This is a genomic window from Parasphingorhabdus sp. (assembly GCF_039968395.1).
Taxonomy (GTDB): Bacteria; Pseudomonadota; Alphaproteobacteria; order Sphingomonadales; family Sphingomonadaceae; genus Parasphingorhabdus.
On sequence record NZ_JBDVPV010000001.1, the window covers coordinates 297,043 to 310,669 of the forward strand.

General features: G+C 54.5%; 13 protein-coding genes. 4 read left to right on the forward strand and 9 right to left on the reverse strand.

Features of this window, described 5'->3' with window-relative positions:
• Positions 1 to 4 precede the first annotated feature (4 nt).
• Together sseA and ABJI30_RS01475 are read right to left on the reverse strand one after the other, a co-directional pair.
• On the reverse strand, positions 5 to 841 hold the full coding sequence (gene sseA / locus ABJI30_RS01470; protein WP_348015118.1) for a 3-mercaptopyruvate sulfurtransferase: 837 nt from the start codon (positions 839 to 841) through the stop codon (positions 5 to 7).
• Positions 842 to 1,019: 178 nt separating this feature from the next.
• The gene (locus tag ABJI30_RS01475; RefSeq protein ID WP_348015119.1) at positions 1,020 to 2,345 is read right to left on the reverse strand and encodes a hypothetical protein; all 1,326 of its coding nucleotides are present in this window, start codon (positions 2,343 to 2,345) and stop codon (positions 1,020 to 1,022) included.
• A 156-nt stretch (positions 2,346 to 2,501) separates the two neighbouring features.
• Here ABJI30_RS01475 and queF point away from each other — a divergent pair, with 156 nt between their 5' ends.
• Both queF and ABJI30_RS01485 read left to right on the forward strand, forming a co-directional pair.
• Positions 2,502 to 2,972 (forward strand): preQ(1) synthase, encoded by a 471-nt coding sequence (gene queF, locus ABJI30_RS01480; protein ID WP_348015120.1) that lies wholly within the window; start codon positions 2,502 to 2,504, stop codon positions 2,970 to 2,972.
• Between the two features lie 2 nt (positions 2,973 to 2,974).
• Complete coding sequence (locus tag ABJI30_RS01485) at positions 2,975 to 4,063, forward strand: glutathione S-transferase (protein ID WP_348015121.1); 1,089 nt, start codon at positions 2,975 to 2,977, stop codon at positions 4,061 to 4,063.
• 9 nt (positions 4,064 to 4,072) lie between these two features.
• Here ABJI30_RS01485 and ABJI30_RS01490 read toward each other — a convergent pair whose 3' ends face one another.
• On the reverse strand, positions 4,073 to 4,780 hold the full coding sequence (locus ABJI30_RS01490; RefSeq protein WP_348015122.1) for a glutathione S-transferase family protein: 708 nt from the start codon (positions 4,778 to 4,780) through the stop codon (positions 4,073 to 4,075).
• Between the two features lie 126 nt (positions 4,781 to 4,906).
• Between ABJI30_RS01490 and ABJI30_RS01495 the strand changes: the two genes are divergently transcribed.
• On the forward strand, positions 4,907 to 5,317 hold the full coding sequence (locus tag ABJI30_RS01495) for a thioesterase family protein (RefSeq protein ID WP_348015123.1): 411 nt from the start codon (positions 4,907 to 4,909) through the stop codon (positions 5,315 to 5,317).
• 94 nt (positions 5,318 to 5,411) lie between these two features.
• On the opposite strand, the gene ABJI30_RS01500 is transcribed toward ABJI30_RS01495, so the two are convergent.
• The 6 genes from ABJI30_RS01500 to ABJI30_RS01525 all read right to left on the reverse strand — a co-directional run bounded on the left by ABJI30_RS01500 (position 5,412) and on the right by ABJI30_RS01525 (position 12,507).
• The gene (locus tag ABJI30_RS01500) at positions 5,412 to 6,653 is read right to left on the reverse strand and encodes an SEL1-like repeat protein (RefSeq protein ID WP_348025351.1); all 1,242 of its coding nucleotides are present in this window, start codon (positions 6,651 to 6,653) and stop codon (positions 5,412 to 5,414) included.
• Positions 6,650 to 8,242: a helicase HerA-like domain-containing protein gene (locus ABJI30_RS01505; protein ID WP_348015125.1), complete on the reverse strand. Its 1,593-nt coding sequence runs from the start codon at positions 8,240 to 8,242 to the stop codon at positions 6,650 to 6,652. Before ABJI30_RS01505 ends, ABJI30_RS01500 begins: the two co-directional genes overlap by 4 nt.
• A 109-nt stretch (positions 8,243 to 8,351) precedes the next feature.
• Positions 8,352 to 9,893, reverse strand: a complete 1,542-nt coding sequence (locus tag ABJI30_RS01510; RefSeq protein WP_348015126.1) for a Do family serine endopeptidase — start codon at positions 9,891 to 9,893, stop codon at positions 8,352 to 8,354.
• Between the two features lie 299 nt (positions 9,894 to 10,192).
• On the reverse strand, positions 10,193 to 10,633 hold the full coding sequence (locus ABJI30_RS01515; protein ID WP_348015127.1) for a nuclear transport factor 2 family protein: 441 nt from the start codon (positions 10,631 to 10,633) through the stop codon (positions 10,193 to 10,195).
• Between the two features lie 6 nt (positions 10,634 to 10,639).
• Complete coding sequence (locus ABJI30_RS01520) at positions 10,640 to 11,494, reverse strand: protease modulator HflC (protein WP_348015128.1); 855 nt, start codon at positions 11,492 to 11,494, stop codon at positions 10,640 to 10,642.
• Positions 11,491 to 12,507, reverse strand: a complete 1,017-nt coding sequence (locus tag ABJI30_RS01525; RefSeq protein ID WP_348015129.1) for a protease modulator HflK — start codon at positions 12,505 to 12,507, stop codon at positions 11,491 to 11,493. The genes ABJI30_RS01520 and ABJI30_RS01525 overlap by 4 nt, the downstream gene beginning before the upstream one ends.
• A gap of 131 nt (positions 12,508 to 12,638) precedes the next feature.
• On the opposite strand from ABJI30_RS01525, the gene ABJI30_RS01530 reads away from it, so the two are divergent.
• Positions 12,639 to 13,613 carry an Mrp/NBP35 family ATP-binding protein gene (locus ABJI30_RS01530; RefSeq protein ID WP_348015130.1) on the forward strand — a complete coding sequence of 325 codons (975 nt, stop codon included), beginning with the start codon at positions 12,639 to 12,641 and terminating at the stop codon, positions 13,611 to 13,613.
• Positions 13,614 to 13,627 lie beyond the last annotated feature (14 nt).

Here is a 13,627-nt window from a genome sequence, read left to right on the forward strand (position 1 = left end):
TGGATCATGCTGTGGCTTTGGGAGTATCCGCGTCTGCGCCCCATTCGGACCAGCTGCCGTCATACAGTGCCAGCTTGTCCGCACCTGCAATTGCAGCCGCAAAGGAAACGGCTGCAGCCGTCATGCCTGAACCGCAAGTCGTCACAAGCGGCTTGCCGAGATCAACGCCTGCATCATCAAATATTGCCTTGATATCACCGGCGCTTTTCCACGTGCCATCAGTATTGAAAAACTGGCTGTGCGGAATGTTTACGGATCCGGGGATGTGTCCTGATTCAATGCCGGGACGAGGATCTTCGACTTCTCCGCTGAACCGGTCGGCCGGGCGCGCATCCACGACCTGCTCATCCTTGCTGTGCAGATTGGCAAGCATGTCGGCTTTGGTGCGAATATCCTTGTCGTCTTTCCAGACAGTAAAATGCCGATGGCGCAGTGCTTCTTTACCGGTTTCCAGCGGCCGCCCTTCCGCTTTCCATTTGGCGATACCGCCATCCAGTATGGCCACTTCATGTGCACCAAATATTGTCAGCATCCACCAGGCTCGTGTCGCACTGCGCAGTGGGCTGTCATCATATAAAACGATTCGGCTTCCGTCGCCGAGACCCAGAGATTGCATGCGGCTGGCAAATTTTTCTGGCGGGGGCAGCATGTTTTCAACAGCATTGCTGGTGTCAGTGAGGTCACCCAGATCCATGAACACGGCACCGGGAATATGACCTGCTTCATATTCTGCAGCGGGGTTACGACCAGCATCAGGCATGAATTTGGTCGCATCAACAATGCGCAAATCAGATGCGCCGAGTTCATTTGCAAGCCAGTCAGTTGTTACCAGCAATTCCATATCATGCTCCTTGTGCCAGTAGATCCGAGAGCGCCGGTGTGACGACTCTCAAGGCCACCGTGTAGTGATTCGCAGTTCAGCGGTTGAGGCTATATCGCATTGCGTGCAGAATCCACCGCCAATGTCATTTTTGAATAAATCATTGAAACAAGTTGTTTTCCGTCCACTATGCATTCCCCTATGTGTGCAGCGCGCGCTGGCCAATGGGGGCAAAACTGCGCGGGCCGAGATCCAGCCGAAATGGCGCCATTCTGGGGCGCGGCGGATCATATTCCCTACCGACGACAAAGGCGGCGACCTGACGATGCCGTTCATCATCATTATCCTGATATTCGACCGCGAAACGGGTCAATGGGATGAACAATGCCTGCGACTTGAATGCAATGGGGCGGATTGCGTTGAGTGGAAGCCGGAGTTCGCCTGTCAAGGTGATCGTTTCATTGCCATCCAGAACAGCAATCTCGTGTAGAACGTCTTCTGAAAAACCCAGATCGGACATAGCAAGGTCTTTTTCAGCCTGAGCCATTGCGCCGGATAATTTCAGATTGGTCAGACGGTCGCCGCTTTCGTTGGATAACGTCACAGTATAGTTCAGGACAGCATTGATTAGCGTTGACGATGCGGCATTGGCGGTAAACTCGATCCGGACATGCCCCCATCGTTGCGGTCGCGCAGATCCAAAATTCTGTACGCCCAGATCCGAATTGCGTCTGTTCCCGCCTGCATTGGAATGAACGAAACCTTCGGCTGGGGGAGATGGCTCTGTCGTTGCGGGCTCCGGAGATGTTGTCGGCGTTTCTGTGCTCGAACCGACCGTATCGACCTCCACAGGCTCAAGAGCGATTCTGGGTTCGAAACTCTCATCTTGCTCAATGGCCGCTTGAGTCATCGCTCTTTTTCTGCGCCACATCATTGCGGTAGCCACCGCGATGCCTGCCACACCGAGCGCCAAATACAGGTACCACGGGAATGAACCATCCGGTGCAACAGGAGTGGTCTCTGTGAGGTTGCTATTCGGGGATTCGGTCGGTTGATCTGATTCAAATGAAAAGCCGGGAGCTGGTCCTGTCGCTGGCATTGGCTGCTGGGCAGGTTGTCGAAACTCCGGAGGGGCGGCGGTTCTGGCTGCCGGGCCGGCGGTTGTCGTGTCAGGCAATGAATTGGCTGCCGGTTCCGGATCGGCGGGCACGGTCAGGATGGTATCGAAACCAGGGGAAGCCCCCTCATCCGCAGGTCGCGTTGCCGTCGGAGCAGGCGTGTTCGGTACCGGACTGTCTGGAGCGGGGCCCGCTGACGGCTCAATCGTTTCAGGCGGAAGCGCATTTTCCTCGACCGGTCCTTGCGCAGGATTATCGGTTACTGTGCTGTTGTCGCCCGGCGGCAGAGAATATTCGCTGACCGACGGCAGATCAGCTATTACCGGTTCAAGCGGTTCTGGCTGGGTGCTCTGCGCCTGCACAGTTTGCGCACCAACCATCAGCAGCAATCCCGTAACGGCGATCACTGGAACAGGCCAAAGCCTTTGGCTGGAACTAACTTGCGGAACTATTCTCATTACCCTCGTCGACCCTGTTCCGTGATTTGTGCCTGAAATCTCTGAACCATGTATGAATATCCGGCATGGGATGACATCAGCTGCCCCGTGGACTAGATGACCTGCATGACAGACAATGATTCACCCGATCCTGCACCTCGTTTTCTGGGTCAGGATAGCTTCCTGCCGGCATCGCCTGACGAAGCCGTGCTCGACTATGTCCCCAATCCGCGTGCGGGCGAGCTCTATCTGACGCGTTTCGCAGCTCCGGAATTCACATCGCTTTGCCCGGTCACCGCGCAACCTGATTTCGCGCATCTGGTGATCGACTATGCGCCGGACAAAACTATTGTTGAATCGAAATCACTCAAGCTGTTTTTGGGCTCTTTTCGCAATCATGCCGCGTTTCATGAAGACTGCACCGTGGGGATTGGCAAACGACTATTTACTGAAATGAGCCCCAAATGGCTGCGTATCGGCGGCTACTGGTACCCGCGCGGCGGGATTCCGATCGACGTGTTCTGGCAATCCGGGGAGCCGCCTCACGGGTTGTGGATCCCGGACCAGGGCGTTGCTCCCTATCGTGGAAGAGGTTGAATATGACACATAAATTATACGGTGCACCGCTTTCACTCTATTCTGGAAAGGCGCGCGCCTATCTGGACTGGAAGGGCGTGGACTACGAAGAAATTTTATCATCTGCCGACGTCTACCGGGATATTATCGTGCCCAAGGTTGGTCGCCCCATCATTCCGGTCATGGAAACCGCGGATGGCGAAATCGTGCAGGATACCACATGCATCATCGATCATTTTGAATCCGGGTCCGAAGGTCCGTCCGTCTATCCCGATACGCCGAAACAAAGGCTCATCGCCCTGTTACTGGAAGTCTTCGGCGACGAATGGCTGGTGATACCCGCGATGCATTATCGCTGGAACTATAACGAGGAATGGGTTTACGGCGAGTTTGGTGCCGCATCTGCTCCGGAGGCCAGCAAGCAAGAACAGCTGGCGATCGGGCGCGAACGCGGCGCGAACTTTAAGGGATTCTGCCCGATATTGGGAATCAATCCGCAGACAATCCCCGCGATTGAAGCCAGTTATGAAGCATTGCTGGCGGAGTTGAACATCCATTTCACGGCGCATGATTATCTGTTGGGATCGCGGCCATCGATAGGCGATCTTGGGCTGATCGGGCCGCTGTACGCGCATCTCTATCGCGACCCGGCTTCCGGCGAAATCATGAAACGGCTCGCCCCGCAAGTTGCGCGCTGGGTCGAGCGAATGGTGGATGTGAAAACTCCGTTGTCAGGGGAGTTTCTGGCCGACGACTATGTGCCGGAAACACTGATCCCGATTGTCGAGCGTATGATGAACGAACAAATGCCGTTTCTGCAGACCAGTGCCGGCATGTTGTCCCTATGGGCCGAAGCCAATCCTGATGCCGAAATTCCACGAGCGGTGGGCATGGCAGAATTTGAGATTGAAGGCGTCAGCGGGCAACGTATCACACCGCCATTCAGCTTGTGGATGCTGCAACGGCCCCTCGATTTCTATCGCGCTCTCACTGGAGAAAATCGGGTCGCGGTCGATGAAATGCTGAACTCGATCGCCCATTCCGATGGATTCCAGAATTTCAAGGATGGTCCCAGACTGCGGTTTGAAGAGTTTAAACTCACCTTGGCCTGAGTAAACGATTCAGAACTCAGGAAACCAGAGCCTGTTGCACCGTTCCACATATGCGGCGAAATTCTCATGGCTTTTTGCCGCTTCCAGCAAAGGGCCGGGTAACTTCTCAATCATGCAATTGAGAATGACGGGATAGGCGACTGCATCCAGGCTGGTCGGTGTGTCGCCGAACATATAAGATTTTTCGCCCAATTGCTGCGACAGGGCGGCGAGGTCTTCAGCGCCAAACTTGTAGATATCCTCGGCACGGTGCCTGCCAATGCCATGACCGTGCAAAGCGCTCTTCACCTGCTTCAGGGCGATCATCGGAACAAGATTCCGCACGATGACCGGCATGGATCCGAACCAGAAATCCTTGATGAGAAGCCAATTTCGATCATCCATCCAGCGACTGTATAACATGACCCAGTATAGCCGTTCTTCAACCATCCTGGCCATCGCATGTGAAACTGCCTTGTCGGTATCGGACAATCCGGAATCGAAATCGACAGCATAGTCCTGCTCCAGATGCCGGCGAATGAAGCTGGTATCAGCAATTTCTACGCCCTTGTCGGTGAGGAAGGGGAGCTTCCCTTTTGGCGCTTTGCGCGGGTCATCCAGAATGTTGGATTGATATTCCAGATTGGCCATTTTAAGCAGAATTTCCCCCTTCATGCAAAAGGGACTCAGGTTCGGAACGCCAAATCCCGACTGGAATTGCGTGTATGTGATCGACATGGAAATCTCCTCCCTGTCAGAGTTATCACATTTTCTTTCCAAACCGCGGCGAAAAATTGCAACGACCTGTCGCATTTTCGGTTTTTGGCCTGTTCATTGGCTTGCACTGACATTACTGTCAGCAGCATGAAAGCGCTCCCCCATCACCACAATATTGCGATTGATCCCGACGACATTGATTTCATGGGTCATGTCAATAACGCCAATTACCTGAACTGGGTTCAGGAAGCCGTGATTGCGCACTGGAATAATTTTGCACCGACAGAGGCTCTGGCAACCCATCTCTGGGTGGCGCTCAAGCACGAAATTACCTATCGCAAGCCGGCATTTCTCGACGATGATGTGATCGCCGAGGTGTTGCTGGAAAAGGTTCATGGCGCGCGGGCTTTTTACAGCACTGTTATCCGTCGCGGCGAAGATGTGTTGGCCGAAGTGCAATCGAGCTGGTGCTGCGTCGATGCGGATACGTTGCGACCCATGCGTATCGCCAAGGATATTGCTGCCAGATTCTGGGGCGGCGAGTGTTCAGCAGGCTAGCGATGCGATGGGCAAAGCCTGTCTCGGCTGTGCTTTCGCGATAAACTCTCATCTCGCATGATCGCTGATAATACCCCGGCAGGGATCGATCGGACTATTGCTCCGTCGCCATTTCCTTGACCAGCTTGTCGTACAAATCTTCCGACTGCGTGTCTCCCGCAGCAATGGCCTTTTCATACCAGATCTTGGCAGTGTTGAGATCTTTGAGCAGTCCGATACCTTCCTGATAATTGATACCAAGATAGCGCATTGCTTCTGCATTGCCCTGGTCTGCTGCCTGGCGGAATAGTTTCGTGGACCGGCCGCGATCCATTTCCACTCCGATTCCGTCTTCATAGGCAAGGCCCAGGCGGATCATGCCATAACTGCTGTCCTGGGCAATGGATTTGTCGAGCAGTTTTCTGCCCTTTTTGACGTCTTCTTTGACATGCTCTCCGGTGAGGTAAATCAGCCCCAGATTTGCCTGAGCATAATCATCGCCAGCCTCGGCGCCCTTTTCATACCAGGAAAGCGCGTCGGCAATATTCTTTTCCGTTCCCCGGCCATGTTCGAGAAAATTCGCAACATTGTTCATACCCGCAGCATTGCCTTTTTCGGCTGACAGCTTGTACCAGGCAAAGGCTGCGTCGTCATTTCGGGCAACACCTTCGCCGAATTCATACATCACACCCAGGGCAAAATAGGCGCTGACCTGTTGCTCTCCGGCGGCACGAGAATACCATAGCAGGGCTGCTCCCAGATCCTTTTCAGTGCCCCGTCCCTCTTCAAATGCCAGTCCCAGCTTGTGCATGGAATCGCCGCGTCCGGCCTCTGCAGCGCGCTGGAACCATTTAAATGCTTTGGTTTCATCCTTTTCAAAGCCAATGGCTTGTTCATAGTTGAGGCCGAGAAAGTGCATGGCACGTGCATCGCCCAATCCGGCGGCGCGCTCATAAAGTGAATTGGCCCTGGCCAGATCCTTTTTGGTTCCCTCGCCCTGTTCATAGATCAGACCGAGACTGGTCACCGAGCGCGGATAGTTGCGCGCTGCAGCCTTTTCGAACCACAAAAACGCTTTCGCCTTGTCTTTTTCAACCCCGTCGCCTTGGGCATAGGATATGCCGAGACCGTTCATGCCAAATGGATCACTTGCATCAGCGAGTTGCTGATAGACCTTGACGAGCTTGTCATAGTCTTCGGCCTCGATCAGTTCGTCAGCCTGCTCCCGCAAAGCTGTTATCTCCGAACTCGTATTCTCTTCGGCTTGCGCGAATGCGGGCGCGGTGATGGAGAGCAGGATGGTGGCAGCCATCATGGCAAGACATTTGCGGGGTAGGAACGACCGGAATGCGATCATCGCATTAAACCTCCGATCAAGTTACGCACAAAGCGCCCCGCTACGGGTCCTGCGAGATCCGTTGCGATCGAACCAGCCACCGATGTCACACCCGAACGCATCGGATTGGCCCGTGATTTCTTACCCAATATGGTGGACGCGGCGATGGCAGCTGCAGATCCAGCGGCGACCTTGGTTCCGCGACTTAGCGCTTTTTGCCAGATGCTCTTGCTCTTGCGAGGGCGCTTGCGGACTTCCTCTTCGCCCTGCTCCTCAACTTCTTTTGCGGTTTCAGCTGCGTCATTGGCCTTGGCGAGTAGCACTTCTTCGGCCGATTCCCGGTCTATTTCATCCTCATATTTGCCGTCATAAGGCGATATGGATTGCATGATTGCACGTTCTTTTGCTGTCACGGGTCCAAGACGGGAACGTGGCGGTTTGATCAGGGTCCGCTGAACAATCGAAGGCGCACCATCTTCCATCAGCGTGGAGACAAGGGCTTCACCGACGCGCAATTCCGTGATGGCCTGTTCAACATCGAGGTCGGGATTGATGCGGAATGTATCTGCAGCAGCCTTGATCGCTTTCTTGTCGCGCGGTGTAAACGCACGGAGCGCATGCTGGACGCGATTGCCCAGCTGGCCTGCAACGTCTTCCGGAATATCGATGGGATTCTGGGTCACAAAATAAACACCGACCCCTTTTGACCGGATCAGGCGGACGACCTGTTCAATCTTGTCCTCGAGAGCCTTGGGCGCATCTTCAAACAGCAAATGCGCTTCGTCGAAAAAGAAAACCAGCTTGGGCTTTTCCGGGTCGCCGACTTCAGGAAGTGTTTCAAACAATTCCGCCAGCAGCCAAAGCAGGAATGTTGCATAGAGTTTCGGACTGCGCATCAACTGGTCGGCAGCGAGCACATTGATATATCCACGCCCCTGGTCATCACACTGGATGAAATCATCAATCTCAAGCGCGGGTTCCCCGAAAAACTGACCGGCACCCTGACTGTCGAGCTGCAAAAGCTGGCGTTGAATGGCTCCGACGCTGGCCTTGGAAACATTGCCATATTTGGCGGAAAGCTCCTTCGCATTTTCCGCAGTATGGGCGAGCATGGATTGCAGATCATCGAGATTGAGCAGAAGCAGTCCTTGTTCATCGGCGAAGCGGAATACGATATTCAGCACGCCTTCCTGAGTGTCATTCAGGTCCATCAGCCGGGCGAGCAAAAGTGGCCCCATTTCACTGATCGTCGTGCGAATAGGGTGACCCTGTTTGCCATACAGGTCCCAGAAAATCGCGGGATTATCCGAATAGGCATAGTCATTCATACCGAGTTCTTTTGCGCGGCCTTCGAGCTTGTCTGCATGTTTGAACTGTGACGAACCGGCCATCGATATCCCGGCCAGATCCCCCTTTACGTCGGCCACAAATACTGGAACTCCGTTGGCGGAAAAGCTTTCGGCAAGTCCCTGCAGCGTTACGGTTTTCCCTGTGCCGGTGGCTCCCGCGATCAAACCGTGACGATTGGCTCTCGTCAGGTTCAGACTCTGTTTCTCCCCACCGCCAAGTCCAAGAAAAATCTCGCTTGCTGCCTGCCCAGAATCACTCATGCCGAATCCCCTATATTAACTGATTCATAGAGATATCGGCGGCGCAACAAAAAGGCCAGCGTGAAGCTGGCCTTTTCGATTGTCACAATGTTCTGCTGGGTAGTCTCGACTAGCCTTCGTTGAGACGAATGGCGATGAACTGGGCATCGCGTCCGCCGCGTTTGACCTGCAGCAAGACGGCTTCCCGGTTGGAGCGCTTGGCTGCGCCAATCGCCTTGTCGAGATCGGGAGCCGAATTCACGGCTCGGCGATTGACACTGGTGATCAGGAAGCCGCGGCGGATGCCTTTTTGTGCGGCATCGCTGTTGGGATCAACCGTAGAAACGACAACGCCTTTTTGCGTTGATGAAACGCCGATCTGGCGTGCAATCGCCGGGGTCAGGTCAACGACCGAAAGGCCGAGTGCATCGGCGGTTGCCTGCGCACTTGCACCATCTTCATCTTCACCCATGGCATCTTCCGCATCGGGGTCAAAATTGCTGGTCGCCAACTCTTCTTCCGATGGGCGCTTGCCCAGCTTGGCATTGACCTTGATGACTTTTCCATCGCGCATCAGTTCAAGCGGAACGTTGGTCCCGACCGGCAAGTTCGCAACCAGATAGGACAAGGTCTGATCCGGCGTTACTTCGCGGCCGTTAACCCGGGTGATAACATCGCCAGCCTGAATGCCGGCTTTGGATGCCGCTTCGCCAGCGACGACGCTCTGAATGAACTCACCGCGATTTTTCTCCAGGCCCAGCGAGTCTGCAAGGTCTTCGGTCAAGGGGCTGATCTGAACACCAAGATAACCGCGTTCGATCGATTCGCCTTTGCGCAATGTGTTGACGATGGGCACTGCCACTTCAGCGGGTATCGCGAAGCCGATGCCGACATTGCCTCCGGTTGGTGAAATGATGGCATTGTTGATGCCAATCACATTTCCGTTGAGGTCGAACATCGGGCCGCCGCTATTGCCGCGGTTGATCGATGCATCGGTCTGGAGGAAGCGATCATAAGCGCCGCCCTGTCCGGTATTCCGGTGGATGGCCGATAAAATTCCGGTGGTCACCGTGCCGCCAAGCCCAAAGGGATTGCCAATCGCGATCACCCAGTCTCCGACCCGTGCGCCTTCGCTGTCGCCAAATTCGACATAGGGCAAATCTTTGGGCGCATTGATTTTGAGAACAGCAATATCCGATGCCGGATCACGGCCGACCAGTGTCGCCTCATATTCCGTGCGATCAGGCATGATAACGGTGATTGATTCAATCGTCGCGTTGCGGTTGCCTGGTGCAACAACATGGTTGTTGGTTACAACATAGCCGTCCGCCGAAATGATAAAGCCGGACCCCAGTGACTGGGCCTGACGGGTCCGCGAACCGTTATTGTTGTTTCCGCCCCGGCGATTCCCGAACAATCCGCCAAACGGAGTGCCCGCGAACGGGTTGTTGCTCACTCTGACTCTTTGCGTAGTCGAAATGTTGACTACGGCAGGCTGCAGTTGTTCGGTCAGGTCAGCAAAGCTCATTGGAGCGCCTGCGCGCGGAGCGGCCGCTTTCATGACCCGGCTGTCATTCGCCGCTACCTGAGCACCGGCCGTGCCGACACCAGAAAGCGCGGCTGCGCCTCCTGCCAAAAGCAAAGCTGCTGAAATCCCGTAAGCGTAACGCACAATAATATTCCTCTCAATCTGTCAATATCGATCGCGAACGTCCGATATTCAATTCGTCCTACATCGCCCAATTCACTGGAGCGGAATTTATGAACCGAATTTGAATATTACCACAGTCAATCGTTAAGATCAGCTATAAGATGGCTGTTTTTGATCGGTCTGATCGGTATTTGGGTCCGGCAAGAGCCTTTCGCAAGGCGGTAATCGCAGATTCGTCGAAATTTATCGGCTATTTGACGAAAAACGACATTTGTAGTCGAAAGCTTTGCCGCGGCGAATAAATTTCCGGTTGTTTCCTGTTAAAAGACGAATTTTCCGTCTGTCGAGCAAGGAGACTTGCCTGAAAACGCGAGGGAATCATTCGCCAGTTCCGTGTCAAAAAACTCGTGCACCGAGGCAATCTTGCCATCACGGAACGTAAATATATGCACGTAGCGCTGATCATAGCGCTTGCCATTCCGCGCCATGCCTTCTGCCTCCATGATGGCGGCGATGCCTTCCGGCCCTTCGTTCATCACTTTCCAGCGTTTTGCGAACTGAAACTGCTCAAAGTCCAGCGCCTCGAAGATCAGAGGAAGGACTTTTTTCAGCGCCGCAAAGCTTTCATAGCGACCGGAGATGATCGTGTTGCCGGACACATTGTACACTACATCTGTATGATGTAGCGCCTCAAACGCATCAACGTTCAGCTCCGCCAAAGCGGTATAATAGCCATCGACAATTTCGCGGTTTGACAGCAACCTGTTTTATCTGCCGCGGAACTGGCGGAGATATTCATTATCGGGCGAAAGAACGAATGATGATGTCGCGTCGCCATCATTGCCTTTGCGGAATGTCGTTTCATAGCTGCGCATCGCGCGATAGAAATCATAAAATTCCGCGTCCTTGCCGAAGCTTTCAGCATAGGTTCGGGCTGCACTGGCATCCGCTTCTGCGCGAATGATTGCAGCCTGTTTGCGACCCTGTGCGAGAATGGTGCGTGCTTCCTGCTGGCGCGCCGTCCGCATCCGCTGATAGGCGCTGTCTAGTGGCGTGCCATCGGGCAGATCGGCGCGTTTGATCCGCACGTCGACAATTTCTGCACCATATTGGCGTGCCACGCGGTTCAGGCCGGTTCGGATATTATCCATCACCTGTCCGCGTTCCGGGCTCAGCAAAGCCGCAAAAGGACGTTTGCCCAATTCGTTCCGTAGGGCCGAACCCAGGATGGGTCGAAGTTCGTCGGCAACACGGATTTCGTTTCCGGCAGCGATGTACATCCGCAACGGATCCGTGATCCGAAAACGCGCAAAAGCGTCGACCTGTAGCCGCAGCTGATCGGTTGAAAGTACCTGCTGTTGCTCCATTTCGACGTCGAGGATGCGTTTGTCGATCCATTCAATCTGCTCTGCGAAGGGAATCTTGGCAATCAGTCCGGCACCGGTCTGTCCAAACTCCGCGCCATCCTGATAGCGGTTGATGATCCGCACCGGTTCACCAAAGCGCACGACGACGCCCTGACGTGTTTCCGGAACGATCACCATCGTGTTTAACAAGATGAACAATCCGCCAATTAAAACGGCGGCTATCGCGACGGGGTTCTGTGTGAGTCGTCCGATCATTGGCCGTCTCCTGCTGGTGCGGCCTGGGCGCGCTTTTTCAATTCCGGAAGGGCGAGATAGGGTGTGACACCGCTTGGTTCGACAATCGTCTTGTCGACTTCAGACAGCACCCTCTCCATAGTTTCATAATACATGCGCTGACGCGTGACACGCGGGGCAAGACGATATTCCTCGTAAACCTTGTCAAAGGCAGCCGATTCACCTTGCGCCTGAGCAGTTAGCTGCTGTGCGTAAGCGCGGGCTTCATTGAGAAATGTCTGCGCAGTCTGCTGCGAAGCCGACACCTCCTTAAACGCGTCGTTTACCGCTGCGGGCGGATCAGCTTTTTTGATGGCGATACCGCGAATGACAACACCGGCTCCATAACCATCGAGCAATGTCTGCATATTTTCTTCGACCTGTTGTTCGATCGCCGTTCTTTCGGAACCGATTGTGTCATCAAGAGTGAAATTGGCTACCGCAGCACGCATGGCAGCTTCCGCAACTTCCTTGATTGTCTCTTCGGGTTCGGCAATCTGGAAGAGGAACAATTCGGGCGCCTTGATGTTCCAGCGAACGGAATAGGCCAGATCGACAATATTCTGGTCACCGGTGAGAATCAGTTTTTCAGATTCGGCTGTTGGAATATCAATTGTCCGAATCTCTTCCACATCCAGCTTGCTCAGTTGTTCCAACGGTGTGGGCAGCGTGAAGTGCAGGCCCGGTTGCAAGGTTCGGGAATAGGAGCCGAAAAAGGTCACAACGCCGCGTTCTTGCGGACTGATCCGGTGGATACTGGTCAGCAAAACCCAAAGAATGATGAAGCCTATCACAAGCAGTGGCCACCAGGGTCGGCCGCCGGGTCGCTTTGGGATTCCGCCCTTGAATCCGCCACCGGTTCCTTTTTTGAAAAGTTCTTCCAACGAGCTGGCTCCACCTTTGCCGCTGCCGCCAGACGATCCGCCGGATTGGCCTCCCCAAGGGTTGCGTGGGCCGCCGCCACTGTCGCCGCCGTTGCCCCATGGGTTGCTCATGCCAAAGATAGTGCCTGCATTCGATTTTTGAGGCTTCCGCCCATCAATTTTTTTATCCATCTTTTCTTTATAGGTAGCGTGGTGCCAGAAAAACAGTGTCAATCCGAGAAAAGTGCAACTATGCGAAACAAATGACCGATATTTCTAAAATTGAGGCAGTTTTGGACGAAGTTGCCAGCGGCAGGTTCAGTGGACTGCGCTATGCCGATGGGCGTGTCTCTCTTGTTCTGAATGTGAGCGGCCTGGATGTTCGCGACCGCGGGCAGATTGAAATCGCCGTGAAGGGAAAATTGCTGGCACTCGATGGTGTCGATAAGGCTGACGTGGTGATGACTGCCGAAAAGATTGAGCGCAGACTCATTGCTGTCGGCAGCGGAAAAGGCGGAGTGGGGAAGTCCACGCTCTCGACCAATCTCGCCATTGCGATGAGTGCCATGGGGCGCAAAGTCGGCATGGTAGACGCAGATATCTACGGTCCGTCCCAGCCGCGGCTGCTGAACTGCGAAGGGCAAAGGCCCGAGGCAGAGGGCAAGCAGCTTATTCCGGTTCCAAATGAATTTGGGGTTCCGGTTCTGTCGATGGGACATCTGGCCAAGCCGGGGCAAGCCATTGCCTGGCGCGGGCCGATGGCCGGAAAGGCGCTGGAACAACTGATTGATGCCCATTGGGGTGAAACGGAAGAGCTGATCGTCGACATGCCTCCGGGGACCGGGGACGTGCAATTGTCGATGATGCAAAACCACAAGCCAGTAGGCGCGATCATTGTTTCAACACCACAGGATCTTGCCTTGATGGATGCGGTTCGCGCCGTTGATCTTTTTGAACAGGCCAAGATTCCGATCATCGGAATGGTAGAGAATATGGCGGGCTATGCATGTCCGCATTGCGGCGAGGTCAGTGACCCGTTCGGTGCGGGCGGGGCAGAGGCTGCTGCCAAAACCATGGGGATGGCGTTCCTGGGACGTATTCCTCTGGATATGGAAATCCGAAAATCCAGCGATGGCGGAACCCCGCCTGCCATTTCCGACAATGGTCAGGGCAAAGCGTTCCATGATATTGCCAAAAGCGTTGCAACGTGGTTGGATAATCAGAAGCCGGCAGCTTAGCGACAAGGAAGCGA